Here is a 24,808-nt window from a genome sequence, read left to right as displayed (position 1 = left end):
GCGGTGCGTTGGCCGGCGGGCATGGGCATCGCCGTGTGGCGGTGGTTGCGGGGTTCCCGCCGGGTACCGCGGGGCCGGCTCCGTACGGGGGCGGTCTCGGAGATCGAGCGGATCCCGCGCCGCGGCGGGGATCGGGTCCAGGATCTGCGGGAGGGGTTCGGGCCGATCTACCAGCGGCGCTACACGGTCCGCATCTCCGGCAGCCCGCTGACCGCGGAGCAGCTGATCGGACGCCTGGGTGACGATCTCAACGCCGCCTCACCGGTGGAGATCGCCGTCTTCGACAAGATTTCGGAAGTCAGCAGGCCCCTGGGGCTGGGAGACGAGTACGTCGTCCACATGCCGGGGCCTTGGAACTGCCCGGTCCGGGTGGTGGAACGGACGCCGGAGTCATTCCGGTTCGTGACGCTGAGCGGGCATCTGGAGGCCGGTGAGATCGAGTTCCGGGCGAGGGGCACCGAGGGGAACGGCCTTGTCTTCACGATCGAGTCCTGGGCGCGAAGCGGCGACCGGCTGTCAGAGGCTCTTTATGAGGGGCTGGGCATCGCGAAGGAAATGCAGCTTCACATGTGGGCGCATTTCTGCGCCCGGGTCGCCGAGCTGTCCGGTGGCCACATGATCGGTGACGTGGAGGTCCAGACCGAGCGGGCGGACGTCTCCGAGCCCGGGCGGAAGCGGCTCGTCACCCGGGCGCTCTCGGCGGTGGTCACGCGAACCTTCGCTCTGGCGGCACGGCTGCGCGACCGGCCCCTGCACCCCGAGGGCCTGGTGTTCGATGCCACCCTCGTCCTGCACGGGACGTCCCGGTACTGGGGCGTCCCGTTCCTCGACGATCGTGCGGAGCTGCGGGGCCGGGTGCGGTTGTCCCGCGCGGTGGGCCTTCCGCCCGCGCTGCCGGACCTGCTGGGTCTGGCGCTGCGATGGCGGCAGCCGCAGGGCCGGGACGCGGAACCGGGGCCCACCGCGGAGCTGCTGCTGGCCACGACGGGGCATTCCCGGCTGGGCCGCCACCTGCTCCGGCCGGCGGCCAGGTGGAGCCCGTCCTTCTACGGCTCCCTGCTCGCATACCGCGCCGGTGACCGCCGGGTGCTGCTGGGCGCGGCCGCGCGGCAGGCCGGGACCATCCCGGCCGGCCTCCCGGCACTCGCGGGCGCCCTGGACGATCGGCCACTGCTGATGGATCTCGTGGTGGCGACCGAGTTCGGCCCCTGGGAGCGATTCGGTGAACTCCGGCTCCAGGGGCCTGCACGGAGCGATGACCGTGAACCGATGCGCTTCGATCCAGCCCGGAACTCCATCTCGGGACTGAGCCCTGCGGGGCTGTTTCAGCAGGTGCGAGGGCCGACCTACGCCACCGTCCAGCAGGTGGCCCGCCGTGCCGGGGTTCCGCGCCGGGTACGGCGGCGTCAGCCGGAGAAGACGGCCCCATGAGAAGGAGCGCACGCGTCCGGCGGCGGATGCATCGGCTGCACGCAGGCCTGGACCGGCTCCCCCTCAACTTCGATCCGCACCAGCACGACATGAACCGCCCGGAGAGCGGCTGGCATGTCGACGACTACCGGCAGCCGCTGCCGGCGGAGCCGCCCGGTCCGCCGGTCGCCGGAGGAAGCTGGGAGGTCGCCCGGCGGCTCGTCCGGAACTACGAATACGCCGATCCGGCCATCATCCGGGAGATCTGCCGTTCGGGCCCTCCCGAGCCGGGCCGGAACATGCTGCTCGAAGGCCGGTTCTACGGACTGCACTTCTACCTCGGCCTCCGCATCGGAGACGTCGTCGACGGCGTCATCGAACGGGACGGACGCCGGGCGAGGGTGTGGGGATGGACCTACCGGACGTTGAAGGGGCACCTCGAACGCGGCCAGATGAACCAGGAGGTGCGCAAATGGCTCGACACCGGAGAGGTGGAGTTCCACATCCACGCCTTTTCGCAGCGGGCGCCCATCCCGAACCCCATCGTGCGTCTCGGCTTCATTCTCTTCGGCCGGATCACGCAGGTCAGATTCTACAAACGGTCGTGCTGGCGCATGGCCGCGCTGACGACGGCCGCACTCGCCGCGGACGACCGGTCTCGTCACAGGTGATGGCGGGGAACCAGGTCAGGTGGAAATGGGTTCAGGTAGGTCTGCTGTGAGAGGTAATCGAGGTGCTCGGCTTCGGCGTGGTGGCGCAGCAGGGCGATCGGGACGCTGAGCGGTGCCTCGCCGCGCCGGTAGGACTCGATGGCCGCCACGATGTCGTGGCGGCGAGCCGGGTCGAGGTGTTCGCTCATAGGGCCGAGGACGTGCAGCAGCGCGTTGGTGTGGCGACCGCGTTTCGGAGGGACGGCCAAAGCCCGGTCGAATGCGCGCCGGTAGTCGGCTTCCAGTTCGCCTCGGCCGCGGGTGCCGGCTCCGGCGACGATCCGGCCCAGTTCCCGGTAGGCGGACGGGTCATGAGCGAGAACCTGCAGTTTGTGGCGGCTGTGGAAGGCGACGAGGTCGCGGGGACGCCGATCGCGGGCGAAGAATTCACGGAGCCCGGCCCGCGCGAAGACGCGTTCGACGAAGTGCTCGCGCAGGACGGGATCGTTGAGCCCGGACGCGTAGCGCGGCAGGTTCAGCAGTGCGCAACTGGGCGAGCCGGGATCGAACACATACCCGTCGACGTCGGCGATGTCGAGGATGCGGCCGTTCTCCAGTGCGGTCATCGCCCAGGTGCGGCCGGCGGTCTCGTCCTTGGCGGCGCCCAGCTCGTCGGTGCGCAGGCGCAGGCGCGGGCGGGACGCGCCGAGTCCGATCTCCATTTCCGGGCGGACGGGGACCCAGTCCACGTGGTGTGCGAGGGGACCGGTGAGGAACCGGTCGCAGCCGTGGCCGCTGCCGGGGCGGACCGGCGCGTCCGGCAGGCAGCCTGTCACGGCGAGCCTGGGGCGTGGATGGCCATCGGCGGGAGCGGGTCCGGGTGGCGGCCTGGGTGCGGTCAAAGCAGCTCCCTCATCCGGCGCAGCCCGCGGCTGGTGCGCGCCTTGACAGTGCCGAGCGGGATGTTCAGCCGGTCGGCGATCTCCCTCTGGGTCAGGTGCCCGTAGTGGGCCAGCACGATCGCCTGCCGCTGCGCGACGGGCAGGACCGCGAGAGCTCCGCGGACGTCGCACGCGGCGTCGAGGGCGGGCGCCGGGTCGGGAACCCGGCCGGCCTCCTCCAGCGGCGCGGCCCTGCGGCGATGGCGTGCTTCGGAGCGGATCTGGTCGATGGCGCGCCTGCGCGCGATGGACAGGACCCACGGTGCGAGAGCCCGTGACGGGTCGAAGCGCCGGCGTGTCCGCCAGAGCTCCAGAAAGGCCACCTGGACGACGTCGTCGACCGCGTGGCCGGGCACCAGCCTCGCCACGTGGTGCCGGACCAGGGGCCCGAGCGTCGCATAGCACTCGGTCAGCGCCGTCTCGTCGCCCCGCGCGAGCCTGTGTCCAAGGGTCATGCCCACACCCGTCCCCCAGAGGAAACGCTTCAAAATTCGGCGAGCGCGGTGGCCTGCGGGGTCGTTGCTTCCGGTGGCGGCAAAATCCGGGCGCCGTGCGCTTGTGCACGTCAGCGCCGGGTAGGCAGCGGCAAGTGATGCGACAGCGACGCCGAAGGGAAGGCCGGTCGTGAACCGCCCATTCCTGTGCCTGGTGACGGGGGCCAGCGGCTACATCGGGGGGCGCCTGGTCCCCGAGTTGCTGGACGCCGGTCACCGCGTGCGCTGCATGGCCCGTTCGGCGCGGCGGCTGCGCGATCATCCCTGGGCCGGGCGGGTGGAGGTCGTGGAGGCCGACGCCACCGATCCGGAGTCGACCCGGCGCGCGCTGGACGGTGTCGACGTCGCCTACTACCTCATCCATGCGATCGGCGGCGCCGGCGGTTTCGCCGAGAACGACCGCCGGGCGGCCCGCGTCTTCGCCGAGGCGGCGGGGGACGCGGGAGTGCGGCGGGTGGTCTACCTCGGCGGCATGGATCCGGAGGAGGACCCGTCGCCGCATCTGCGGTCCCGCGCCGAGGTCGGCAGGATCCTGCTGGACGGCCGGGCGCCCGCGGTGTGGCTGCGCGCTGCGGTGATCATCGGCTCGGGTTCGGCGTCGTTCGAGATGCTGCGCTACCTCACCGAGCGGCTGCCGGTGATGGTCACGCCGCGGTGGGTGCGAAGCCGGATCCAGCCGATCGCGATCCGCGACGTCCTGCACTACCTGGTGGCGTCCGCGGACCTGCCCGCCGACGTGAACCGCGGGTTCGACATCGGCGGGCCGGACGTGCTCACCTACGCCGACATGATGCACCGGTACGCCGCCGTGGCAGGCCTGAACCGGCGGCTCATCGTCCCGGTGCCCGTGCTGAGCCCCTGGCTGTCGAGTCTGTGGGTGGGTGGGATCACCCCGGTCCCCGGTGGTCTCGCGCGTCCACTGGTGGAGTCGCTGCGCAACGAGGTCGTGTGCGGCGAGAACGACATCAGCCGGTACATCCCGCCCCCGCCGGACGGGCCGACCGGCTTCGACGAGTCGGTGGCGCTGGCGCTGCGCCGGGTCCGTGAGGCGGATGTCGCCACGCGCTGGTCATCGGCCGGCGTCCCGGGGGCCCCGAGCGATCCGCTGCCGACGGACCCGGACTGGGCCGGCGGCAGCCTCTACACCGACGACCGCTCGTGCCGCACGGACGCTACGCCCGAGCGGCTGTGGGAGGTCGTCGAGGCGATCGGCGGGGAACGCGGCTGGTACTCCTTCCCCGCCGCCTGGCGGGCACGGGGCCTCATCGACCGGCTGGTGGGCGGTGTCGGGCTGCGGCGGGGCCGCCGGGACCCGCGCCGGCTGCGCATCGGGGAGACGGTGGACTTCTGGCGGGTAGAGGAGATCGAGACGGGACGGCTGCTGCGGCTGCGCGCCGAGATGCGGCTGCCCGGCCTGGCCTGGCTGGAGCTCGGCGTGTCGCAGGAGGACGGCCGCACCCTGTTCACGCAGCGGGCGCTGTTCCACCCGCGGGGGCTGGCCGGCCACGCGTACTGGTGGGCGTTCCGGCCGTTCCACAACCGGGTCTTCGGAGGGATGTGCCGCGGCATCGCCCGCGCGGCCGAGCGGCCGCATTGACCGGGGGGAGGCAACCGATGTGCCGCCATGCCCCGAAGAACTGGACAGGACCGTACGGACGACGGTGGAGGGGACAGTGCGCTTTCGACATCGTGTGACACGGGGTGACGGCTCGCGCGGGCGACGCTGATGGCGGCGCGCGGTCCGGTCGTCGTGGTCGGGGCGGGCCTGTCCGGCCTGTCCGCGGCGATTCACCTGGCGGCCCGGGGCCGCGAGGTCGTGGTGGTCGAGGCCCACGACGAGCCGGGCGGCTGCTGCGGGTCGGCGAACCTCGGGCCGTACCGGTTCGACACCGGTCCGTCGGTGCTGACCATGCCGGACGTGCTGGCCGACACGTTCGGCGCCGCCGGGGAGGACGTCGAGACACTGCTGCCTCTGCGGCGCCTGGACCCGTTCTACCGGCTGGCCTTCCATGACGGGTCGCGGCTGGACGTGGTGGCCGGTGCGCAGGAGATGGCCGAGAACGTCCGGGCCCTGTGCGGGCCGGAGGAGGCCGCCCGGTATCTGCGGTACCGGCGGCGGCTCGGCGCGATGTTCGAAGCGGAATGGTCGTCGTTCATCGACGCCGACATGACCCGGCTGCGCGGCATGGCCCGGCCCGCCGCGCTGCTGAAGCTGGCGGCGGCGGGCGGGTTCCGCCGCCTGGACAGGTTCACGGCCTCGCAGCTGACCGACGAGCGGCTCATCAGAGCGCACACGTTCCAGGCGCTCTACGTCGGGCTGGCTCCGGACAGGGCGCTGGCGATCTATGCCGTCGTCGCGCACATGGACACCGTCGGCGGCGTGTACTTCCCGTCCGGCGGCGGCATGCGCGCGATCCCGGACGCCATGGCCGCGGTGGCGGAGAAGGCCGGCGCCCGCATCCGGTACGGAGTGCGCGCCGAGCGGGTCGAGACGGACGCGTCCGGTGTGACGGCCGTCCGGCTGGACACCGGGGAACGGCTCGCCGCGAGCCACGCCGTCATCGCCTGCGATCTGGTGCGGGCCCACGCGGGGCTGCTGCCCGCGGCGGCCGGCGACTGGCGGCTGCGCCGGCCGCGCTACTCGCCGTCCTGCCTGGTCATGCATTTCGGCCTCGACCGGCGGCTGCCCGGACAGGCGCACCACACCCTGCATTTCGGCCGGGAGTGGGCGGCCACGTTCTCCGCCCTGGCGTCCGGACGTCCGCAGCCCGACCCGAGCCTGCTGGTCACCTGTCCCGGCGCCGACGCCGCCGCCGCGCCGGCCGGGCACTCGACGCTGAGCGTGCTGGAACCCGTCCCCAACCTCGCCTGCGGAGCCGACTGGGAGCGTCTCACGCCGCGGCTGGAGCGCCGCATGCTGAGCCGCCTCGCCGACCTGGGCTACGGGGACCTGGCGGCGGCACCGGAGATCACGTTCGATCCGCCGGCGTGGGCGCGGCTGGGGCACTCGGCCGGTACGCCCTTCGCCCTGGATCACCGCTTCCGCCAGACGGCATGGCTGCGGCCCTCGGGCCGTGTCCGCCGGGTTCCGGGCCTGCACGTCGCCGGGATGTACACCGCGCCGGGCGTGGGCGTCCCACCCGCCCTGATCTCCGGCAGGCTGGCCGCCGCACGGATCCTGGAGGGGAGCCGATGACGCTGACCACGAGCTACGAGCACTGCCGCCGCCTCAACGCCCACCACGGGCGCTCCTTCTACCTGGCCACGCTTCTGCTGCCGTCGTGGAAACGGCGGCACGTGCACGCCCTGTACGGTTTCGCCCGGCATGTCGACGACATCGTCGACACCTCCGATGACGTGGCCGGACGTGCGGACGCGCTCGACGAGGTGACCCGCCGGCTGGAGGCGTGCCTGGCGGGCGAACCGGTCCGCGACCCGGTGCTGCCCGCGTTCGTGCACACCGTGCGCTCCTTCGGCGTCGAACGGGGCGACATCGACGCGTTCCTGCGGTCGATGCGCACGGACCTGACCGTCACGCGCTACGACACCTACGACGACCTGCTCGTCTACATGGAGGGGTCGGCCGCCGCCGTCGGGCTGATGATGCTCCCGGTGCTGGAGACGGTGCCGGGCGCCGAGCGGCTCGCCCGCGAGCCCGCCCGTGAGCTGGGGCGGGCGTTCCAGCTCACCAACTTCCTGCGGGACGTGGCCGAGGACCTCGCCCGCGGCCGCGTCTACCTGCCGCGAGCCGACCTCGGCAGGTTCGGGGTGGCCGAGGCCGACCTCGCCGGCGGCTGCACCCGGGGGATGCGTGACCTGGTGGCGTTCGAGGCCGGCCGTGCCCGCGACCACTACCGCCGCGCGCTGGCGGGTGTGGAGCTGCTGGCGCCGTCCTCGCGGCCCTGCATCCGCGCCGCGTACGAACTGTACGGCGGCATCCTGGACCGGATCGCCGCCGCAGGCCACGACGTCCTGGCGGCGCGGGTCCGGGTGCCGCGCCGCCGAAGGGCCACGATCTTCGCGCGGCACCTGCTGGCCGCCTCCGCCGCCGGCCGGGCCGAGCGGCGCCTCCCGTCCCGGACGGCCTGACATGGCCGGCGCCGACATGACCGGCGACCGGAGGCCGCCGGCGGGCGGCGCGGCGGGCGGTGTGGCGGGCGGCATGGCGGGCGGCATGGCGGGCGGTGTGGCCCGGCCCGTCGTCCTGGACGCGATGGGCGGCGATCACGGGCCGGCCGAGACGGTACCGGGCGCGCTGACGGCGCGGCGGGAACACGGTGTGCCGGTGGTCCTCGTCGGCCGGGCCGAGGCGATCCGCCGTGAACTGCGGCGGCACGGCGCCGCCGGCGAGGTCGGCGTCCTGCACGCCGGCGAGGTCGTGCCGATGGCCGAGCCGGGCGCGGGAGCCGCGGCCCGGCCCGGGACGAGCCTGATGGCCGGCTGCGAGCTGGCCCGGCGCGAGGGGGCGGCGTTCGTCTCGGCCGGCTCCACCGGCGCCGTCGTGACGGGCGCGGTCCGCACCTTCGGGCGCCGGGAGGGTGTTCTGCGTCCCGCGCTGGCCGTGGCCCTCCCCACCCCGGCGGGCTCGACCGTGCTGATCGACGCGGGCGGAACCGCCGATCCGACCGCGGAGATGCTCGCGCAGTTCGCGCTGATGGGCGCCGCGTACGCACGGAACGTCCTCGGCGTGCCCGATCCGGTCGTCGGCCTGCTGTCCATCGGATCCGAACGCGGGAAGGGCAACCGGCTCACCCGCTCCGCGGGGCGGCTGCTGCCGGCCATGCCCGTCCGCTTCCACGGCAACGTCGAGGGCCACGACGTGCTGGCCGGAACCGTCGACGTGGTCGTGACCGATGGCTTCACCGGCAACGTCGTGCTGAAGAACATCGAAGGCTGCGTCCGCACGACCCTCGGCCTCGTCGCCAGGGCGGGCATCGCCGACCCCCGCAGGCTGGACGAGGTCGGGCGGTTGTACGACGCCGACACTCACGGCGGCGCGGCGCTGCTGGGCCTGACCGGGACGGTCGTCGTCGCGCACGGCTCCTCGGCATCGGCCGCCATCGCCCGCGCCTGCCTGGTCGCGTCCGAGCTGGCCGCCGGAGAGGACCCGGTGCCGGTGAGCGGCCCTCCGGCGCTGGGCACGGCCACGTGAGGCGGTCAGTCCCGGCCGTGAGCGCGCAACGGGTCGCGGCCGTCCCAGGTGCCCCGGCTTCCGTACGGCGCGAAACGCGCGAACAGCTCTTCGGCGTACCAGCGTTCGCCGCGAACCCGCCCGATGACGTCGCGGTGCGCACCCGCCCGGTAGGCGAAGCGGGCGATGGCGGCGTCGTCCTCCCACAGCGAGAACGTCGCCTGCCGGGCCAGCGGCCATTCCCCCACGCCGACCGACGCGATGCAGCCGTCCTCGCGGCGCAGCGCCCGGTCCACGTCCGCGATCGACCGGTAGAACGCCACCAGCCGCGCCGGGCGGATCGAAGCCCTGGTCAGGACGGCCACGGGACCGGGCGCCCGAGGCGCGGCGCCCCGCGGGGACGCGGGGACCTCCGGCCCGAACGGGTCACGTCCGCCCCAGCCGCCGCGGGAGGCCAGCGGCGCGAGGCGCACATGCCACGACTCCTCACCCTCCGCACGCCACCGGGCGGCGATCGCCGAGGACTCCAGGAAGCCGTCCAGCGCCGCCTCGTCGTCCCACACCGCGAACAGCGCCCAGCGGCGCAGGTCGGCGCCCAGGCTCATGGACCGGCCGCGGCCCGTGCCGAGCAGCCTCCAGAACCGCAACCCGCCGCAGGCGCGCAGCTCCGGCCGGTCGAACGCCATGTGCCGCATGGCGCCCACACCCGCATATCTGACGAGGTGAAACGACGCGATGACACCACTGCCAAGGCCATCCCCGCCCGCGACGCCCGTTTCCGCGCGATCTCTGCTCGTGCCCGTCATCGGCGGCTACCTGCTCGGCTCGATACCGGTCGCGGTCCTGGTCGGACGCGTCCACGGGTTCGACCCACGCTCGGTGGGCGACCGCAATCCCGGGTTCTGGAACGTCATGCAGCGCGTGGGCGGGCGGTCGGCCGCGCCGGTGTTCGCCGGTGACCTGCTGAAGGGCACGGCGGCGGGCCTGCTGGGGCTGGCGGCCAGCGGGGCGCGGACGGGCCCGCTGGGCACGGTCCGCGGGGCCAGTGTCGTGCCGGTGTACGCGGCGGTCGGCGCCGCGATGGCCGGGCACGCGTGGCCGGTGTTCGCCGGCCGCAGGGGCGGGCGCTGCGTCCTCACGTTCGCGGGCGGCTTCGCGGTCATCTGCCCTCCCGCGTTCGGGCTCGGTCTCGGGCTGCTGGCGGCGACCGGCGCCGGCGGACGCTCCTTCGCCCGGGGAGCGCGCGTCGCGGTGTTCTCGCTCCCCGCGCTGCAACTGCTGTTCGCCCCGGCCGCGCACGTCGCCGGCACCGGGGCGCTGATGTCCCTCATCGGGCTGCGTTTCGGCCAGGCGGCACGTGCCGACCGCGCAGCGGGCCGTCGTGCGGGCCGTCGTGCAGCGCTTCCGGCGGACCGCCGCACCGGCGCGCGGGTGTGACGGCGGACCGCCCGGCGAGGCCGACCGCGTCGCGTCCGTAGGTGCGGCCGCGCCAGGTGCGGCCGGGCCGCAGCGCGGCCTGCGTCAGCCGGACGGCGGCGACCGGATCCAGCAGCGGTGAGAGCACCAGGCCCGGTCCCGGTTCGCGGTAGCTGCCGCGAAGGGCCGCCGTCAGCAGGAGCCGCTGTCCCAGCAGGGCGAGGTCGAGCGGCGTGGGACGCCCGGCGACCAGCCGCAGCACCGGCAGCGCCGCCGCCAGCCACACCACCGCCAGGTCTCCGGCGAGGCGCGCGGGCGTCGTGACGTCCCGCAGGGCGATCGAGCGGCCCCACTGGCGCCACACGTCGGCGGCGGACGTGTGCATGTCGACCTCCAGCAGCGCGCCCGCATCGACGAACGCGACCTTCCAGCCGTCCCGCGCGAGCAGCCGGCCCAGCGCGACATCGTCGGTGAGATGGCGGCGCACACGGGCGAACGCGTCCGCCTTCACCATCGCCGCGTTACGGAAAGCCATGCACTGGCCGTTGACGAGCAGGCGGCCGGGCGTCCTCGCCGCCGGGCCGATCGGCCCGAACCGGTAGACCAGCGTGGTCAGGAACGCGGTGTGCAGCGCCTGCTCGGCCACACCGCCGGTGACGAACCGGGGACCGGCGCTGACCAGGTCGCAGGTGTCCAGCAGTCCGGCCAGCGCCGCGCACAGCCCGGCCCTGGGACGGGTGTCGGCGTCCAGCAGCACCACGACGGGCCCGGCCGCCGCCTCCACGCCCTGCCGCAGCGCCCACTGCTTGCCCACCCAGCCGGCCGGTGGCGGCGCGCCCGCGACGACGGTCGCGCCCGACCTGGCGGCCAGCTCCGCGGTGCCGTCGCGGGACCGGTCGTCCACGACGATCACCTCCCGCACCGCCGGATCGGCCAGCAGCGGCGCGAGGCACGCCTCGATCCGGGCCTCCTCGTCGCGGGCGGGGATCACCACCGAGACCGGTTCCGCCGACCCCGGGGCGGCGCACGCGTCGAGCGGCGCAGGACGGTCGCGTCCCCGCGCCAGCCGCGCCGCCACCACCAGGGCCGCGGCCGCCTGGGCGGCGGTCAGGGCCCTCATGCCCGGCCCCCTCCGTGGCCGGCGTTCGACCCGCCGGCGACGGGGAAGTCCTGCTGCACCAGGGACGCGACGATGCGGCCGCCCATCGCGACCAGGGGCAGCCCACCGCCCGGGTGCACCGAGCCGCCCACCAGGTACAGGCCGCGCCGGGGCCCGCGGTTGCCCGGCCTGCGCAGCGGCGCCGCCCGCCCCCCGTAGGCGGTGCCGTAGATCGCCCCGCCCGGCGCGCCGTACCGGTCCCGCAGATCGGCGGGGGTGAACAGCTCCATGAACCGGAGCCGTCCCGCCAGGTCGTGCCCGCGCTGCGCGAGCCGCTCCAGCACCAGCTCCCCGTAGTCCTCCGGCGTCATCGGCCACCGCCCGGGGTCTCCGGCGGGGACGTTCACCAGCATCACCTGGTTCTCCGCCCCCGGCGGCGCCTGAGCAGGGTCGTCCACCGCCGAGCAGCCGATGTAGACGGTCGGGTCCCGCGGCGGCTCGCGCCGCTGGAAGATGTCGCCGAACTCGCGGCGGTAGTCGGCCGAGAACAGCACCGAATGATGCGGCAGCCCCTCGGTCCGTCCCTCGACACCGGCGAGGATCAGCAGCGCCGACGACGACGGCCCCAGGCGGGCCATCCTGCGCACCCGGCGCCGGTCGGGCAGCAGCCGGCCGTACAGCACGGCGGCGTCGGCGTTGACCACCACCGCATCCGCCGCCTCCCGCTCCCCCGACGCCAGAACCACGCCCGCGACCGCGTCGCCGTCCGCGACGACGCGCGCGACCTCGCTGCCGGTACGGACCTCCACACCGGCCGCGGTCACCAGCCCGGCCAGGTCGCCGGCGAGCCGGGCGAGGCCGCCCGGCACGTACCAGCCGCCGTCCCCGTGCTCGATCGCCGGGACGCATCCCAGCGCGGCGGGCGCCCGGTACGGGCTCGACCCGGCGTACGTGGCGTACCGCCCGACGTACTGCCTCAGCCGCCGGTCGGTGAAGAAGCGCCGCGCCAGCCCGTGCAAGGTCCGTCCCGGCGCGACCGCCGCCAGGTCCCCGAGCCGGGCGCCGTCCGGTGGACGGCCCACCGGGCCGGCGAAGAACGTCCGCTGCGACGCCGCCAGACAACCCTGCGCCCAGGCGTGGAAGGCCCGCCAGGCCGCGCCCTGACCGGCGGCCAGCCGGTCGACCTCCGCGGCCATCCGGTCGGGGTCGCGGAAGGCGCGCAGGCGCGACCCGTCCGCGAACCGGTACCGGCACAGCTCGTCCAGCCGGACGGTTTCGCGCTCGACCCCCAACTCCCGGAAAAGGCCGGGCAGTGTGAGCAGCGACGGGCCGAGCGAGAACGTGAACCCGTCCCGTTCACGCTCGGCGAGCTTGCCGCCCAGCCGCCCCAGCCTCTCGTGCAACCGGACCTGGTGGCCGCCGCGTGCCAGCAGCAACGCGGCGACCATCCCGCCGACGCCGCCACCGACCACGATCACCTCCGCCATGCGGGCCTCCCCTCGGGCCACGGGCTCCTCGCCGTCCGCCGCCTGAACGCCAGCACCGCCGCCGGGACGGCGAACGCGCCCATCGCCGTCCCACCGGCCACCGCGACCAACCGGTCCGGAGGATCGAACACCGCCGCGAACGCCAGCGTCTCCATCGCCGCCATCACCCCGTAAAGCGCCACCAGCCACCCCGGCGCGTCTCGTTCCCACCCCACGATCGGGTCCGTCACCGCCATGAGCAGCGCCGACACACCCAGCCACCCGGCGAAGTTGCCCACGGGCACACCCCGGTACACCCCGGGGTCCTCCCACCTCCACAGGTCGAGCCGCAGCATCTGCGGGTCCAGGAACACGTCCCATGCCGTCAGCGCCGCGGCCCCCACCGCCACACGCGTCCCCTTCCGCCCTTCCGGGACGAGCGTGGCGGCGGCCGCGTGCGACGCCAGCCCCATACCCGCCCACGCCCCCGCGACCGCCACCGGAACACCGCCCACCTGGGGCCGCAGCACCGGCGTGTACGAGTACCTCCCGAACGGGACACCCGTCCGCACTCCGATCCACTCCGCCGCGTATCCGATGGCCACCGCCGCACCAACGGCCCCGCCCGCGCGCCCGAACCCCCGCCGCGACGCGACGAAGCACGCGGCCCCCGCCGCCAGCAGACCCACCACCGGACCGGTCAGCCGCACCGGATCCGAACCCGCGCCCGACGCCACCTGAGCCGCGACCATTCCCCCCAGGCAACCGGCACCCGCCACCACCAGCCCGTCCGGCCCCCGCCCGCGCCCCACCGCGCGGCCCCTCCTCATCAACCCCACACCTGTTCTTCGGACCAACCCCGCCCTCCGGACGCCCAAGGGAGAAGATCGGTGCGACACGAACCGCCGCGAGGCCGCACGTACGGCAGGCAGGTAGCGGAGGGACGCACCGGGGGTCCGTCCCTCCGCGTGTTCTTCAGGTGCGGTCGATGACCGCGAAAACGACCTTGCCGCCGTTGCCGGCCAGGGGGCGGACGCCCCAGCGGCGGGAGAACTGGTCGACGATGAACAGGCCCCGGCCGACCTCGCTGACCATGTCCGCTTGCTGGACGTGGGGCAGGTCGCCGGTCGCGTCCTGGACCTCGATCCACAGCGCGTCGTCCGCGGTGCGGTCCAGCCGCAGGATCACGTCGCCGTCCTGCTCGGACGCATAGCGGAGCGCGTTGGTGACCAGCTCACTGGCCACCAGGCACGGCACGAAGTCGTCCATGCCCCACTGGCCGGTGACCAGCCGCACGAACTCCCGGACCTCCGCGACCATTCTGAGGTCCTGCTTCACCACCATCTCGTTCTCCGTCGCCGCCTGCCCCATGACCTCTCCTCACTGTGTGTGGCTTGCAGCACACAGTGCGCCATCTTCGGGTTACGATGTGCCTACCGCCCAGAGATGGCAAAGAGCGGTAGGTCAACCCCGGACCTCGACAGATGCCGCCGAGAGGCAGGATCCATGCCCCCGCGACGCCAACGCCCCCGCGAGTCGCCCGCCCTCGTCGCCTTCGGCCGTCAGATGCGCCGAATGCGGGAGGCCAAGGACGTCAAGCAGGAGACCATCGCTCATCTGGCGAAGGTGAGCGGCCCCCAGGTCAGCCGCATCGAGAGCGGGAAGAAGCGCGCCACACGGTCATTCGTGGTCGCCGTGGACGACTACCTGGAAGCGGGCGGCTCTCTCATCAGCCTGTGGGAGGACCTGAACAAGGACGGCCACCCGGTCCCGCTCTGGTTCGACTGGCCACAGGTCGAGGCCGACGCGGTAATGCTGGTCTGCTGGCAGCATTCGGTGATTCCCGGCCTGGCCCAGACTCCGGCCTACGCCTTGGCCCTGCTACGGGATAACCAAGAAGCGGCAGACGCTCGCATCAGTCGCCAAGCCATCCTCTCCGGGGACAAAGAGACCAACCCCCCAATCGTCGTGCTCCTGCTCGACGAACACGTGCTCCACAACCGCGTGGGAACCCCCGAGACGATGCGGGAACAACTCGAACACCTTCTAAAGCTGAGTTTGTTGCCCTACGTCACGGTTCAAGTAGTGTTGTCTAGTGCTGAGCACGAGGGCGTCCTAGGTGCCTTCGTGGTTGCGACGATGGAGGATCGGAGCGAGATCGCGTACATCGAGACAGCGATCCGAGGTATCACCACGGACAACCCGGCCGAGCTGTCCAGCCTGGCGCGAACCTTGTTCGAGCTCCGTTCTCAGGCACTCTCGCAGGAGATGTCGGGTGAACTGATCCGAAAGGTCATCCAGGAAAAATGGACCTGACAAACGCCAAGTGGCGCAAGAGCACGCACAGCGGGCCCAACGGCGGTGAGTGCGTCGAGCTGGCGGACGTGGCCGGTGCGGCGGTGGCGGTGCGGGACAGCAAGGACCCGGACGGCCCCGTCCTCCTACTGACCCGCGCGGCCCTGCGCACAGCCGTCCAGTCCGTCGCCGACGCCTACTGACCACTCGGCACCGATCATCACGCCGGGGCCGGCCGACCGGGCCGGTACCTCCTCTCCACTCTTCGGGCGTAGGTTGGCCGGGTGGATCGGGAGGTGTTCGCCGCGCGGTTCGCCGCATCGGCTCAGGCCGCGTGGCAGTTCGCCCAGTCGCTGGTCTCCGAGGAGCTGCCGGAGCCGCTGGTGTTCCGGGTGCGGCTCAACCAGTCCTACGACGGGCACGCACCACGACCCGGCGAGTTGCGGTTTCCGGAGGACAGCGCCCATCGCCGGGCTGCCGCGCTGAACAGATGCGACGCGGAAACCGTCGTGGCCGAATTGTGGCGCGACGGCCACGTCCCCGAATGGGTGAATGTCGGGGCGGTCAGCGAGACGGGCACGGCGACGGTCATCGAAGTCGTGTGTTGCGGGCGCTTCACGAATGACGATTCCCGTCTTTATCATTCCGAAGAAGGCGCACCACCATTTCACGTTCTGGGGCCGGCTCTGCCGCCTCGGCATGACGGCACCCCGTTCAGTATTCACACGCGTTCTGAGTGCTGGCATCGCTTCGACCTCGAACCTCTGGCGACCGCTTCCGGCGCGGTGTGGTCGTTCGCCCTGATGACCGAAGAGTTCGATGACCATCTGCTTTCCGCGTTGCCGGACCTGCCATGCGTTGAAATCTTCGAACATGGGGTGTGCACGATCGAGGGCGAAGCCATGTCGGCTTTCCTCCGATTCCCGAAACTGCGGATCCTGCGCCTGCATCTCAAGGAACCGAGCGTCTTCCACGCCGGCGCCAACGGCGGACGACTCGGCGCCCTCGCCGATCTGACGATTGCCGACCTTCCGCCGCGCCCGTGGGGTCAGGAAATGCTGGCCGAAGTCGCTCCCCACCTTACGAGCGTGAATCTCAGCGCGAAGGAAGCTCTCTGGTTGGACGCCGCCTTCTCTTCGTCTCTGCGCAGGGTGAGCCTTACGGCAGCCAATGTCGCCGGCTCGACGAGGCTGCCGGCGAAGCTGGACAACCTGACCATCCGTCTCACCGCCGCCGCCGATGAGGACGTGAAAACGCTACTCGGCGGCGTCACGCACATCACGTCGCTGAGTCTCCGAGGGACACCGGTCAGCGATGCGATCGTTCCGGTGGTCGAGCAGTACGACCTCGACCACCTCGACCTCGTCGATACACAGGTGACGGCCGCGAAGCTGGCCAGGTTCCGCGCCGACCATCCCGGGATCAGCGTGCTTCCGCGTGCCGGCCCTTCCAGGCCGACGGCCTGATGACCCGGCAGGCACCCGAGTTGTCCCTCACAGCGGGCGGGACGATCCCAGACCGGCCCGCCGCCTGGCACGCCGTGCGAGGTAGGGCTCGTTCCGGGGCCGGTACGTGCGATCGCCGGATGGCCGCGTTTGGTCACCTCATATGGGAATCCGCGTTCAGGCGTGCGCGTTCTGCCGGCATCCGATGTCGGCGAAGCTGGGGTGGGGATGCGGCGAGCGAAGGTTCTGATCTGGTCCGGCGGGCTCGTCGCGGTGGTGGGATTCGCGGTGCTCGCGATGTACATGGCGTCGGTCGGCTGGGACAAGGCCGACAAGGTCGCCAGTGTGGTGAACCTGTTCGTGGCGCTGGCCGGGGTGCTCGTGGCGGTCTGGGGCGCCGTCGCGGCGGGCGGCGGAGGCGGCCTCCGGGTCGGGGGCTCCTACACGGACGTGCGCAAGGTCAAGGGATCGGTGGTGATCCGGCGCAGGTCCCGACCGGGGGCGCTTCCCGCGCCAGGACCGGGCACGGCGGTCGGCGGGAACTACGACCGGGTTTCGGGTGTCGACGGCCCGCTGCACATCGAGGACGAGCCCTGATGACGCGCCGGCGGCGCGGCAAGGATCGTCCCCCACCGGCGGGCGAGACGGGCACCGAGGTGGCCGGGCATCTGGTCAGGCTGGAGAAGATCAAGGGCGATGCCACGGTGATCTTCGAGGCGTCCCCCGGCAGCCCGCCGCCCGTCCCGCCCGGACAGCCCGTCTCCCGCCACGATCCGTTCGATCTGGAGGTACACCGGGCGATCGTCGTGGAGCCGGACCGGGACGTTCCGCCGCTGCCGCGCTACGTGCCTCGCCCGCACGACGAGGTGCTCCGCGACCGCGTCCGGGCGGCGAGCGCAGGGCGCAGCACGACGGCGATGCTGGTCGGCGAGTCGTCGACCGGCAAGACCCGGGCCGCGTGGGAGGCCGTGCAGGAACTGCCCGAGCCGTGGACGCTGTGGCACCCGACGGACCCGGACCGGCTCCTGGGCGGACTCGACGCCGTCGCCCCGCACACGGTCATCTGGTTGAACGACGCGCAGAACCTTCTTCTGACGCCCGGCGACGGCCTGGGCGAGAAGGCGGCGGCCGGGCTGCGCACGCTCGTCCGCGACCCGGATCGCGGGCCGGTGCTGATCCTCGGGACGATCTGGCCCGAGCCCTGGTACCGGCTCACCACGCCGGCCGTGACCGCGGACGGATCGGATCCGCACGCGCAGGCCCGCGCCCTGCTGCGGGGCGGCGACATCTCCGTACCCGCCGTGTTCTCCGAGCGGGATCTGCAGGCCCTGCGCTTGTTCGCACGCGAGGACGCGAGGCTCGCCGAGGCCGCCGCGCGTGCCGCGGACGGCCGGGTTCCCCAGTTCCTGGCCGGAGCCCCGGCCCTGCTGGAGCGCTACCGCAACGCGCCGCCGCCCGTGCGGGCGCTGATCGACGCGGCCATCGACGCCCGCCGCCTCGGGCACGGCGTGGATCTGCCGCGCGCGCTGCTGGCACATGCCGCCGCCGGATACCTGTCCGACGCCCAGCGCGACGGGCTGCCGGAGGACTGGGCCGACGCCGCGTTCGGCCACGCCTCGACGCCCCTGCACGGGATACGCGGCCCGCTGAGCAGGGTCTCTTCACCGGCGGACGGGGTGGAGACGTTCCGGCTCGCCGACTACCTGGAGCAGACGGGACTGGGCACCCGGCACGCGCTGCTGCCGCCCGCCCGGCTGTGGGAGGCGATCATCGATCACGCCGAGCCGGGAGAGCTGGCCTGGGTCGCCGACGCGGCCCGCAACCGGGGGCTCCTCGAACTCGCGGTGCGGCTGTACGCCAGGAGCGGCGGGCCCCTCTGGCAGTTCAAGGTGTCGAACCTGCTGCGCTCGGCCGGGCGGAACGAGGAGTCCGCCGCCTGGTGCCTGGCGGCCGCACGAGCCGGGATCCCCGAAGCCCGCGAGCGGCTGACCGAGATCCTCATGGACGCCGCCGACAAACTGGGATACCTCGGCCTCGCCGCCGCCCATGACATGGACTACTGGTACGGATTCGGGTTCACCCGAGACGAGCGCATCCTTCGTCTCTATGAGGCCGCGGGCGGCCACGCGATGCTGGACGAGATGCTGGCCGAACGACACGCCGCCCAGGCGGCGGCCGAGGCCGAGTCACCGGCCCCGGAGGCAGGGTTACGGTCGGCCGAGCTCGATTCATGGCCGTCCGATGTCGGCGGGGACGCCGGTGCGCCGCCCGGAGACGCTGACCGGGAGGCGCGGACTCCACGCAGGTGGGTGGCCGACCGCGTCAAGGCGGGCGACGACGAGACGCTCGACGACGCTGAACGCCTCCTGGTCGAGGCGGGACTTCTCACCGAGGACGACCCGGCGGCTTGGATGTCCGCGGCACGGGCGGTGTGCGCCACCGGCCGGCGGACGGTCGCGCTGCAACTGTTCCGGCGTGCCGCCGACCTCGGCGGCCAGAAGGCGTTCGAGGAGAGTGCCAGGCTGGTGCTGCTGGAGTACGGTTCGGCCGCCGTCCCGGAGTGGGTGCGGGACGTGGCCGAGGGCGGCAACCCTTACGCGAGCGCCGCGATGGCGGGGGGGCGGGCCAGGGCCGGGCGGTTCGAGGAGGCGCTGGACTGGTGGCTGGCGGCGCTCCGCGGAGGTCATCCGGATGCCCTGCCGCAGGTGGCCGCCACGCTGCGGAGGCTCGGCGACACCACGGCGCCTTCTCGGCCGGCGGACGACCCGGGGGCCGGTGAGGCGGCCGAGGTGCTCTGGGAGTCCGGGCGGCACGACGAGGCGCTGCTGTTGCTGCACGAGCGGGGGGCGGCTGGCGACCTGGAGGCGCTCCGGGTCGCCGCCGACCTGCTGGCCGAGGACGAACGCTGGGCGGAGGCCATGGCGCTGTTCCGCCAGATCGCCGAGTCCCAGGCGTCCGAGGAGACGACGAGGCTGGCCAGGCTGCTGGCCGACCGGAACATACCCGCCGAGGCTCTCGACCTCATCCGCCGGGAGGGCCCCGAAAGCAAGGGGCCGCTCAACGCGGCCGCGCGGCTCCTGAGAAAGAGCGGCCTGGTCGACGAAGCCGACCGGCTCGAACGCTACGGCTGGGACGTCGACGGGTCCATCGCCGAACCCTGGGACGCCTCCCCGCCCGCGGCGCCGGCGCGGCATCCGGAGTAGGGCCGCGAAATCGCCGTCGAGCACCGATCACCGTTGTCCCGGGCCGGTCGACGGGCGGGTTCGACGGTGATGCGGCCGGTGGCCTGATCGCTGTCGGTCTGCCCATGAAATGAGGCGTACGGCATGGTTCCCTCCTTTGCCGGGCGGACGTCGTTCTCCATCTGAGCTCACGCCCGCGGTCGGCGGCTCGTTGGCCACTGCCCGGCAATCCGCTGAACAATCGCGATCCGGACGCACGAGTCGAGACGGATCAGCGACCGGCGGCCGGGGCGCCGGCGGTGGTGGCGGTGGTGGCGAATCCGTGTTCGCGGGCGTAGTCCTCCAGTTGCGCGCGCAGCCGGTGGCGGCCCCGGTGAAGCCGGGACATGACCGTCCCCATCGGAACCCCGATGATCTCCGCGATCTCCTTGTAGGCGAAGCCTTCCACGTCGGCGAAGTAGACGGGTAGCCGGAACTCCTCCGGCAGGTCGGCCAGGGCCTGTTTCACCTCCGAATCGGGGAGGCGTTCAAGCGCGGTGGTCTCGGCCGACTTGAGGCCGGCCGGCGTGTGCGAGGCGGCCTCCGCCAGCTGCCAGTCCTCGATGTCCTCTCCCGCCGACTGGACGGGCCGCCGCTGCTTCTTGCGGTACTCGTTGATGAAGTTGTTGGTCAGGATGCGGTAGAGCCAGGCCCTTAAGTTGGTGCCTTCCTTGAACTGGCGGAACGAGGAGTAGGCCCTGGCGTAGGTGTCCTGGACGAGGTCCTCTGCATCGGCGGGGTTGCGGGTCATGCGCAGCGCGGCGGCGTACAGCTGGTCGAGATAGGGCACCGCGTCCCGTTCGAACCGCCTTCTCTCCCGGTCCGTGCCGGGGTCGGTCATGAACATCAGGGGGCTCCGCTCCTGCTCAGGTCTCCCCTTCTTCGGGCGAGCGCGCGCGAACGCCAGGACGACGGTCGCGGAACCTCGGATCGTCGGGGTTCTCGGCGAGTTCTTCGGCGAGTTCTTCGGCGACCTCGCGAGCGTCCTTGTCATCTCTGCTCATGACCGGGGGGCTACCCGAGCCGTCTCCGGATATCCCGGTGTCCGGGGTCAGGCGCGTGCGTCGCGTCCGCAGGAAGGTCCGTTCGGTGTCGTTGGCCGCCAGGGTGATCGCCTCGTCGTAGGCGGCGACGGCGTCGGCGGTGCGGCCGAGGCGGGTGAGCAGGTCGGCGCGGGTCGCGGGCAGCAGGCGGTAGCCGGGCAGGTCCAGCTTCTCGATGTCAGCCGGTCAGGAGGTGCTGCCGGCCGAACATGGCCGCGGCGGCCCGTGCGCTCGGCGTGCCCGCGTCGAGATCCGCGCCGGCCTCGCGGAGGACGGTGACGACGTCGTCCGCGCCCTTGAACAGTGCACCGGCGATGGGGGACTGGTCGCGCGCGTTGCGCAGATCCGGGTTCGCGCCGCGGTCGAGCAGGGCGCGGACCGTCTCCGCGTGCCCGTGGTAGGCGGCGAGCATGAGCAGTGTGTTCGCGTTCGGGTCGGCCGCGTCGACCGGGAGTCCATGGTCGATGAACTCGGCCAGTTGCCCGGTGTCGCCTTCCCTGGCGAAGTCCATGGCGATCGCGATGATGCGCTCGGTCTGCTCGTTCGTCAGTGTGGCGTCGCTCATGAGTGGTTCTTCCTGATCGCGTGTTCCCCGTCCCCGGCGTGATCGCGTGTCACGCCGGGGACGGGGGCGGGGCTCAGAGCCGGCCGGCCGCCAGCGCCTCGATCGCCTTGCGGACGCCCTCGCCGTAGGCGGGGTCGGCCTGGGTGCAGTTGGCGATGTGCCGCTCGACGGTCGCCTGCGAAGCGCCGTCGATCGCGCGGGCGGTGTTCTCGAAGAGCACCTGCTGCTGCTCGGGGCTCATGTTGCGGAACAGGATGCCGGGCTGCTCGAAGTAGTTGTCGTCGTCCTCGCGGAAGTTGAACCGGTCGGCGACGGCGCCCACGGCCTGGCTCGGCTCGCGGTAGGAGGGCTGCTCCTGCCAGCGGCCGTAGGAGTTCGGCTCGATGCCCGGGGTGGCGCCCTGGTTGCCGTCGACGCGCATGGCGCCGTCGCGGTGGTAGGAGTTCACCGGGTTCCTCGGCTGGTTGACCGGGATCTGGTGGTGGTTCACGCCGAGGCGGTACCGCTGGGCGTCACCGTAGGAGAACAGCCGGCCCTGCAGCATCTTGTCGGGGGAGAAACCGATGCCCGGCACCACGTTGGCGGGGGTGAAGGCGGCCTGCTCCACGTCCGCGAAGTAGTTGTCGGGGTTGCGGTTCAGCTCCCACTCGCCGACCTCGATCAGCGGGTAGTCCTTCTTCGACCAGACCTTGGTGAGGTCGAACGGGTGGTACCGGTACGTCTCGGCGTCGGCCTCCGGCATGATCTGGACGCACAGCTTCCACTTCGGGAAGTCGCCGTTCTCGATCGCGTTGAAGAGGTCGCGCTGGTGGGACTCGCGGTCCTTGCCGATCAGCGCCTCGGCCTCGGCATCGGTGAGGTTCTTGATGCCCTGCTGGGTGCGGTGGTGGAACTTCACCCAGAACCGCTCGCCCTCGGCGTTGACGAAGCTGTAGGTGTGCGATCCGAAGCCGTGCATGTGGCGGAGCGTCGCCGGGATGCCGCGGTCCGACATGACGATCGTGACCTGGTGCAGCGCCTCGGGCAGGTTCGTCCAGAAGTCCCAGTTGTTCTCCGCGTCGCGCATGTTGGTGCGCGGGTCGCGCTTCACGGCATGGTTGAGGTCGGGGAACTTCAGCGGGTCGCGGAAGAAGAACACCGGGGTGTTGTTGCCGACGAGGTCCCAGTTGCCCTCGTCGGTGTAGAACTTCAGCGCGAAGCCGCGGATGTCGCGCTCGGCGTCGGCCGCACCGCGCTCACCGGCGACGGTGGAGAAGCGCGCGAACATCTCGGTCTTCTTGCCGACCTCGGAGAAGATCTTCGCGTTGGTGTACCGGGTGATGTCGCCCGTCACCGTGAAGGTGCCGAACGCGCCGGAGCCCTTGGCGTGCATCCGCCGCTCGGGGATGACCTCGCGGTCGAAGTGAGCGAGCTTCTCCAGGAACCACACGTCCTGCAGGAGCATCGGACCGCGGGGACCGGCGGTCACCGAGTTCTGGTTGTCGGGAACCGGTGCGCCGGCGACCGTGGTCAGTGGTTTCTGGTTGTTCTCAGGCAAAGCTCGCTCCTTGGTGAGTTGCTCGTCGGGCTCATTCGCCGCGTGCCAGGCAGTCGGGACAGGTTCCCCAGTAGGTCACCTCGGCCTCGTCGAGGACGAATCCGCGCGGGTCTTCGGCGTCCAGGCAGGGCGCCTCGCCCACCGCGCACCTGACGTCCGCGATGGCGCCGCAGGTGCGGCACACGAGGTGGTGGTGGTTGTCGCCCACACGGGTCTCGAACCGGGCGGGCGAGCCGGCCGGTTCGATGCGGCGGACGAGGCCCGCGTCGGTGAGCGCGTGCAGGACGCCGTACACCGCCTGCGTGGACACCGAACCCAGCTCGCGGCGGACGGCCGTCGCGATGGTGTCGGTGTCCGCGTGGGGATTCTCCGCGACCATCGTCAGCACGGCGACCCTCGGACGGGTCACCCGCAGTGAGGCGCCCCGCAGGAGGGCAGTGGCATCGATGGTCGGCATGACCCCGACCATAGCCGCTTTTCTTGAATCATTCAATTAAACGAGGATTACTGGTTTGGAAGGTGGTCATTCGACGACGACCATCGCCCGGACCAGGACATCGCCACGAAAAAGTCTGATGTATTACTTGGTTGCATCCAGGCTTACCGGAGCGCGCCGCGGAGGGCGACGCCCGCCGCAATCACCGGCTTCTCCGGGGGCCGCCCCCACAGTGTCCGAGGTTTACTCCGGCTCCTCTGATGAGACCCCTGGTACAGGCGGGACGCGCCCCTCCGACCCGGGCGTCCCGATCGCGCTCTTCACCCCGGGGGAACATGATGTCTGATGTATGCTCGACCTGCTGTGAGTCCCGGTGGCGCGGAGTTCCCGACTCAAGAGACCAGCACCCTTTCGAAGGCCCGACCAGGGGGACGGCTACGTGTCCAGCACCAATGACAACACCTCCGGCGGCCGCTCCGGCACCGGGGCGGCGGCCGCCCTGCCGGTCAGCCGGCTGCGCCCCGCCTACCAGCAGGTCGCCGACCAGCTGCGGGAGCTGATCCTGGACGGGTCGCTCGCGCCGGGCGACCGCCTTCCGCCGGAGGGCGAGATCGGCGGCAACTTCGGGGTGAGCCGCAGCACGGTCCGCGAGGCGCTGCGCGTGCTGGCCTCCCAGGGGCTGGTCAAGACCGTCCGCGGCACCACGGGCGGCACGTTCGTCTCGCACATCGACCCCGACCAGATCAGCGACTTCCTGGAGGCCGGCATCGGGCTGATGTCGGGTTCGGCGGCGCTGCCGCTGGCGGCCATCCTCGAAGCCCGCGAGATGCTGGAGGTGCCCGCCACCGCCGTCGCCGCCGAGCGCCGCCAGCAGAAGCACCTCGACGCGCTGCGCGCCGCCATAGAGCGCGAGCAGCGGTCCCGCGGCCGGAGCATGAAGTTCCAGGAGCACCGGCACTTCCACGGGATCATCATGGAGGCGACCGGGAACGGGCTGCTCACCATGATGACGCAGCCGGTCTTCCACGTCCTGCGGAGCCGGTTCCTGAGCGCCGACGAGCCCACCGAGTTCTGGGCGCAGGTCGACGACCAGCACGAGCAGATCATCACCCTGCTCGAAGCGGGCGACGGCGAGGCGGCCAGCGCGGCCATGCGCGACCACCTGCGCTACATCCGCCCCGCCTACCACGAGAGCTGAGGTCGGGCCCAGGCGGGCGGACGGTTCTCGCGGTAGACGCGGAAGCCCTTCCTGGCCGTCGGAGTCCGGCGGGGTGACGTAGGCGACGAACTCCTCGATCTCGGGGGGACGACCGCCTCGGCGGCGGTGATCCACCGGCCGGTGAGAAAGATCTCCCTGGCCCGCCGGCGGCCGACGATCCGGGGCGGCCGCGCCGTGGAGCCGCCCGCGGGGATGACGCCGAACTCGGCGTGCGCGTCGGCACGGGCCCACCCTCCCGGACGGCGCCACGACCGTCCCGTCCTGATATATCTGATGTATCGACTCAGTCGAGTATCCGCAGCTCGCCGCCACTCGTCAACCACGGCTGGGTCATTACGCGAGGGTATGGGCCACAACCGGGGGAAGCCGGGAAGGTCACCACCTTGGACACCGGGCAGGCCGTGCCCTAATATCGATACGTCTGACTTTAACGAGACAGT

25 protein-coding genes are annotated in these 24,808 nt (G+C 72.3%); 13 read left to right on the top strand and 12 right to left on the bottom strand.

Annotated elements, in window-relative coordinates:
- Nucleotides 1-21: 21 nt before the first annotated feature.
- Nucleotides 22-1,431, top strand: a complete 1,410-nt coding sequence (locus ACGFIS_RS22105) for a DUF1990 family protein (protein WP_392972306.1) — start codon at nucleotides 22-24, stop codon at nucleotides 1,429-1,431.
- Nucleotides 1,428-2,081 (top strand): DUF1990 family protein, encoded by a 654-nt coding sequence (locus tag ACGFIS_RS22100; RefSeq protein ID WP_392972304.1) that lies wholly within the window; start codon nucleotides 1,428-1,430, stop codon nucleotides 2,079-2,081. The genes ACGFIS_RS22105 and ACGFIS_RS22100 overlap by 4 nt, the downstream gene beginning before the upstream one ends.
- Here ACGFIS_RS22100 and ACGFIS_RS22095 read toward each other — a convergent pair.
- Together ACGFIS_RS22095 and ACGFIS_RS22090 are read right to left on the bottom strand one after the other, a co-directional pair.
- On the bottom strand, nucleotides 2,072-2,896 hold the full coding sequence (locus ACGFIS_RS22095) for a DUF1722 domain-containing protein (RefSeq protein WP_392903348.1): 825 nt from the start codon (nucleotides 2,894-2,896) through the stop codon (nucleotides 2,072-2,074). The two genes, ACGFIS_RS22100 and ACGFIS_RS22095, sit on opposite strands and share 10 nt — an antisense overlap.
- 62 nt (nucleotides 2,897-2,958) lie before the next feature.
- Nucleotides 2,959-3,456 (bottom strand): RNA polymerase sigma factor, encoded by a 498-nt coding sequence (locus tag ACGFIS_RS22090; protein WP_392903351.1) that lies wholly within the window; start codon nucleotides 3,454-3,456, stop codon nucleotides 2,959-2,961.
- 169 nt (nucleotides 3,457-3,625) lie between these two features.
- On the opposite strand from ACGFIS_RS22090, the gene ACGFIS_RS22085 reads away from it, so the two are divergent.
- The 4 genes from ACGFIS_RS22085 to ACGFIS_RS22070 all read left to right on the top strand — a co-directional run bounded on the left by ACGFIS_RS22085 (nucleotide 3,626) and on the right by ACGFIS_RS22070 (nucleotide 8,647).
- Entirely contained in the window at nucleotides 3,626-5,092 is a 1,467-nt protein-coding gene (locus ACGFIS_RS22085; RefSeq protein WP_392972302.1) for an SDR family oxidoreductase, read from the top strand.
- 129 nt (nucleotides 5,093-5,221) lie between these two features.
- A complete protein-coding gene (locus tag ACGFIS_RS22080; protein WP_392972300.1) occupies nucleotides 5,222-6,691 on the top strand; it encodes a phytoene desaturase family protein in 1,470 nt (489 codons plus the stop codon).
- The gene (locus tag ACGFIS_RS22075) at nucleotides 6,688-7,584 is read left to right on the top strand and encodes a phytoene/squalene synthase family protein (protein ID WP_392903360.1); all 897 of its coding nucleotides are present in this window, start codon (nucleotides 6,688-6,690) and stop codon (nucleotides 7,582-7,584) included. Before ACGFIS_RS22080 ends, ACGFIS_RS22075 begins: the two co-directional genes overlap by 4 nt.
- A gap of 1 nt (nucleotide 7,585) precedes the next feature.
- On the top strand, nucleotides 7,586-8,647 hold the full coding sequence (locus tag ACGFIS_RS22070) for a phosphate acyltransferase (RefSeq protein WP_392972298.1): 1,062 nt from the start codon (nucleotides 7,586-7,588) through the stop codon (nucleotides 8,645-8,647).
- A 5-nt stretch (nucleotides 8,648-8,652) separates the two neighbouring features.
- Here ACGFIS_RS22070 and ACGFIS_RS22065 read toward each other — a convergent pair whose 3' ends face one another.
- The gene (locus ACGFIS_RS22065; protein WP_392972320.1) at nucleotides 8,653-9,321 is read right to left on the bottom strand and encodes a spheroidene monooxygenase; all 669 of its coding nucleotides are present in this window, start codon (nucleotides 9,319-9,321) and stop codon (nucleotides 8,653-8,655) included.
- 40 nt (nucleotides 9,322-9,361) lie between these two features.
- On the opposite strand from ACGFIS_RS22065, the gene ACGFIS_RS22060 reads away from it, so the two are divergent.
- Nucleotides 9,362-10,063, top strand: a complete 702-nt coding sequence (locus ACGFIS_RS22060; protein WP_392903368.1) for a glycerol-3-phosphate acyltransferase — start codon at nucleotides 9,362-9,364, stop codon at nucleotides 10,061-10,063.
- On the opposite strand, the gene ACGFIS_RS22055 is transcribed toward ACGFIS_RS22060, so the two are convergent.
- The 4 genes from ACGFIS_RS22055 to ACGFIS_RS22040 form a co-directional block, all read right to left on the bottom strand.
- Nucleotides 9,954-11,162 (bottom strand): glycosyltransferase, encoded by a 1,209-nt coding sequence (locus ACGFIS_RS22055; RefSeq protein ID WP_392903370.1) that lies wholly within the window; start codon nucleotides 11,160-11,162, stop codon nucleotides 9,954-9,956. The two genes, ACGFIS_RS22060 and ACGFIS_RS22055, sit on opposite strands and share 110 nt — an antisense overlap.
- On the bottom strand, nucleotides 11,159-12,628 hold the full coding sequence (locus tag ACGFIS_RS22050) for a phytoene desaturase family protein (RefSeq protein WP_392972296.1): 1,470 nt from the start codon (nucleotides 12,626-12,628) through the stop codon (nucleotides 11,159-11,161). The genes ACGFIS_RS22055 and ACGFIS_RS22050 overlap by 4 nt, the downstream gene beginning before the upstream one ends.
- Nucleotides 12,616-13,359 carry a carotenoid biosynthesis protein gene (locus ACGFIS_RS22045; protein ID WP_392972294.1) on the bottom strand — a complete coding sequence of 248 codons (744 nt, stop codon included), beginning with the start codon at nucleotides 13,357-13,359 and terminating at the stop codon, nucleotides 12,616-12,618. Before ACGFIS_RS22045 ends, ACGFIS_RS22050 begins: the two co-directional genes overlap by 13 nt.
- Before the next feature lie 223 nt (nucleotides 13,360-13,582).
- Nucleotides 13,583-13,978 carry an ATP-binding protein gene (locus ACGFIS_RS22040; protein ID WP_392903376.1) on the bottom strand — a complete coding sequence of 132 codons (396 nt, stop codon included), beginning with the start codon at nucleotides 13,976-13,978 and terminating at the stop codon, nucleotides 13,583-13,585.
- Nucleotides 13,979-14,053: 75 nt separating this feature from the next.
- Between ACGFIS_RS22040 and ACGFIS_RS22035 the strand changes: the two genes are divergently transcribed.
- The 5 genes from ACGFIS_RS22035 to ACGFIS_RS22015 all read left to right on the top strand — a co-directional run bounded on the left by ACGFIS_RS22035 (nucleotide 14,054) and on the right by ACGFIS_RS22015 (nucleotide 19,550).
- Complete coding sequence (locus tag ACGFIS_RS22035) at nucleotides 14,054-14,923, top strand: helix-turn-helix domain-containing protein (protein WP_392972292.1); 870 nt, start codon at nucleotides 14,054-14,056, stop codon at nucleotides 14,921-14,923.
- Entirely contained in the window at nucleotides 14,914-15,105 is a 192-nt protein-coding gene (locus ACGFIS_RS22030; RefSeq protein WP_392903380.1) for a DUF397 domain-containing protein, read from the top strand. Before ACGFIS_RS22035 ends, ACGFIS_RS22030 begins: the two co-directional genes overlap by 10 nt.
- 81 nt (nucleotides 15,106-15,186) lie before the next feature.
- A complete protein-coding gene (locus tag ACGFIS_RS22025; protein ID WP_392903382.1) occupies nucleotides 15,187-16,368 on the top strand; it encodes a hypothetical protein in 1,182 nt (393 codons plus the stop codon).
- A 207-nt stretch (nucleotides 16,369-16,575) separates the two neighbouring features.
- On the top strand, nucleotides 16,576-16,944 hold the full coding sequence (locus tag ACGFIS_RS22020) for a hypothetical protein (protein ID WP_392972290.1): 369 nt from the start codon (nucleotides 16,576-16,578) through the stop codon (nucleotides 16,942-16,944).
- Complete coding sequence (locus tag ACGFIS_RS22015; RefSeq protein WP_392903388.1) at nucleotides 16,944-19,550, top strand: tetratricopeptide repeat protein; 2,607 nt, start codon at nucleotides 16,944-16,946, stop codon at nucleotides 19,548-19,550. Before ACGFIS_RS22020 ends, ACGFIS_RS22015 begins: the two co-directional genes overlap by 1 nt.
- Nucleotides 19,551-19,800: 250 nt before the next feature.
- On the opposite strand, the gene ACGFIS_RS22010 is transcribed toward ACGFIS_RS22015, so the two are convergent.
- The 5 genes from ACGFIS_RS22010 to ACGFIS_RS21990 form a co-directional block, all read right to left on the bottom strand.
- A complete protein-coding gene (locus ACGFIS_RS22010) occupies nucleotides 19,801-20,409 on the bottom strand; it encodes a sigma-70 family RNA polymerase sigma factor (protein ID WP_392904044.1) in 609 nt (202 codons plus the stop codon).
- A gap of 25 nt (nucleotides 20,410-20,434) precedes the next feature.
- Complete coding sequence (locus tag ACGFIS_RS22005) at nucleotides 20,435-20,572, bottom strand: hypothetical protein (protein WP_392903391.1); 138 nt, start codon at nucleotides 20,570-20,572, stop codon at nucleotides 20,435-20,437.
- A gap of 217 nt (nucleotides 20,573-20,789) precedes the next feature.
- Nucleotides 20,790-21,176: an ankyrin repeat domain-containing protein gene (locus ACGFIS_RS22000; RefSeq protein WP_392903393.1), complete on the bottom strand. Its 387-nt coding sequence runs from the start codon at nucleotides 21,174-21,176 to the stop codon at nucleotides 20,790-20,792.
- 73 nt (nucleotides 21,177-21,249) lie between these two features.
- Complete coding sequence (locus tag ACGFIS_RS21995) at nucleotides 21,250-22,713, bottom strand: catalase (RefSeq protein WP_392903396.1); 1,464 nt, start codon at nucleotides 22,711-22,713, stop codon at nucleotides 21,250-21,252.
- Between the two features lie 31 nt (nucleotides 22,714-22,744).
- On the bottom strand, nucleotides 22,745-23,170 hold the full coding sequence (locus ACGFIS_RS21990; RefSeq protein WP_392903399.1) for a Fur family transcriptional regulator: 426 nt from the start codon (nucleotides 23,168-23,170) through the stop codon (nucleotides 22,745-22,747).
- 418 nt (nucleotides 23,171-23,588) lie between these two features.
- Here ACGFIS_RS21990 and ACGFIS_RS21985 point away from each other — a divergent pair, with 418 nt between their 5' ends.
- Nucleotides 23,589-24,347 carry a FadR/GntR family transcriptional regulator gene (locus ACGFIS_RS21985; protein WP_392903402.1) on the top strand — a complete coding sequence of 253 codons (759 nt, stop codon included), beginning with the start codon at nucleotides 23,589-23,591 and terminating at the stop codon, nucleotides 24,345-24,347.
- Nucleotides 24,348-24,808 lie beyond the last annotated feature (461 nt).

Origin of the sequence: Spirillospora sp. NPDC048824, from assembly GCF_043198455.1 — a bacterium.
GTDB lineage: Bacteria > Actinomycetota > Actinomycetes > Streptosporangiales > Streptosporangiaceae > Spirillospora.
The sequence above is the reverse complement of the archived record's forward strand: the minus strand, read 5'-3'. Positions and strand labels throughout refer to the sequence as shown.

Coding starts and splice junctions, on each gene's coding strand:
- ACGFIS_RS22075 (WP_392903360.1), top strand. CDS start 6,688: ATGACGCTGACCACGAGCTACGAGCACTGCCGCCGCCTCAACGCCCAC.
- ACGFIS_RS22070 (WP_392972298.1), top strand. CDS start 7,586: ATGGCCGGCGCCGACATGACCGGCGACCGGAGGCCGCCGGCGGGCGGC.
- ACGFIS_RS22090 (WP_392903351.1), bottom strand. CDS start 3,456: ATGACCCTTGGACACAGGCTCGCGCGGGGCGACGAGACGGCGCTGACC.
- ACGFIS_RS22040 (WP_392903376.1), bottom strand. CDS start 13,978: ATGGGGCAGGCGGCGACGGAGAACGAGATGGTGGTGAAGCAGGACCTC.
- ACGFIS_RS22035 (WP_392972292.1), top strand. CDS start 14,054: ATGGCAAAGAGCGGTAGGTCAACCCCGGACCTCGACAGATGCCGCCGA.
- ACGFIS_RS22015 (WP_392903388.1), top strand. CDS start 16,944: ATGACGCGCCGGCGGCGCGGCAAGGATCGTCCCCCACCGGCGGGCGAG.
- ACGFIS_RS22020 (WP_392972290.1), top strand. CDS start 16,576: ATGCGGCGAGCGAAGGTTCTGATCTGGTCCGGCGGGCTCGTCGCGGTG.
- ACGFIS_RS22055 (WP_392903370.1), bottom strand. CDS start 11,162: ATGAGGGCCCTGACCGCCGCCCAGGCGGCCGCGGCCCTGGTGGTGGCG.
- ACGFIS_RS21990 (WP_392903399.1), bottom strand. CDS start 23,170: ATGCCGACCATCGATGCCACTGCCCTCCTGCGGGGCGCCTCACTGCGG.
- ACGFIS_RS22080 (WP_392972300.1), top strand. CDS start 5,222: ATGGCGGCGCGCGGTCCGGTCGTCGTGGTCGGGGCGGGCCTGTCCGGC.
- ACGFIS_RS22005 (WP_392903391.1), bottom strand. CDS start 20,572: ATGAGCAGAGATGACAAGGACGCTCGCGAGGTCGCCGAAGAACTCGCC.
- ACGFIS_RS22010 (WP_392904044.1), bottom strand. CDS start 20,409: ATGACCGACCCCGGCACGGACCGGGAGAGAAGGCGGTTCGAACGGGAC.
- ACGFIS_RS22050 (WP_392972296.1), bottom strand. CDS start 12,628: ATGGCGGAGGTGATCGTGGTCGGTGGCGGCGTCGGCGGGATGGTCGCC.
- ACGFIS_RS22045 (WP_392972294.1), bottom strand. CDS start 13,359: ATGGTCGCGGCTCAGGTGGCGTCGGGCGCGGGTTCGGATCCGGTGCGG.
- ACGFIS_RS22100 (WP_392972304.1), top strand. CDS start 1,428: ATGAGAAGGAGCGCACGCGTCCGGCGGCGGATGCATCGGCTGCACGCA.
- ACGFIS_RS22060 (WP_392903368.1), top strand. CDS start 9,362: ATGACACCACTGCCAAGGCCATCCCCGCCCGCGACGCCCGTTTCCGCG.
- ACGFIS_RS22105 (WP_392972306.1), top strand. CDS start 22: ATGGGCATCGCCGTGTGGCGGTGGTTGCGGGGTTCCCGCCGGGTACCG.
- ACGFIS_RS22000 (WP_392903393.1), bottom strand. CDS start 21,176: ATGAGCGACGCCACACTGACGAACGAGCAGACCGAGCGCATCATCGCG.
- ACGFIS_RS22030 (WP_392903380.1), top strand. CDS start 14,914: ATGGACCTGACAAACGCCAAGTGGCGCAAGAGCACGCACAGCGGGCCC.
- ACGFIS_RS22065 (WP_392972320.1), bottom strand. CDS start 9,321: ATGCGGCACATGGCGTTCGACCGGCCGGAGCTGCGCGCCTGCGGCGGG.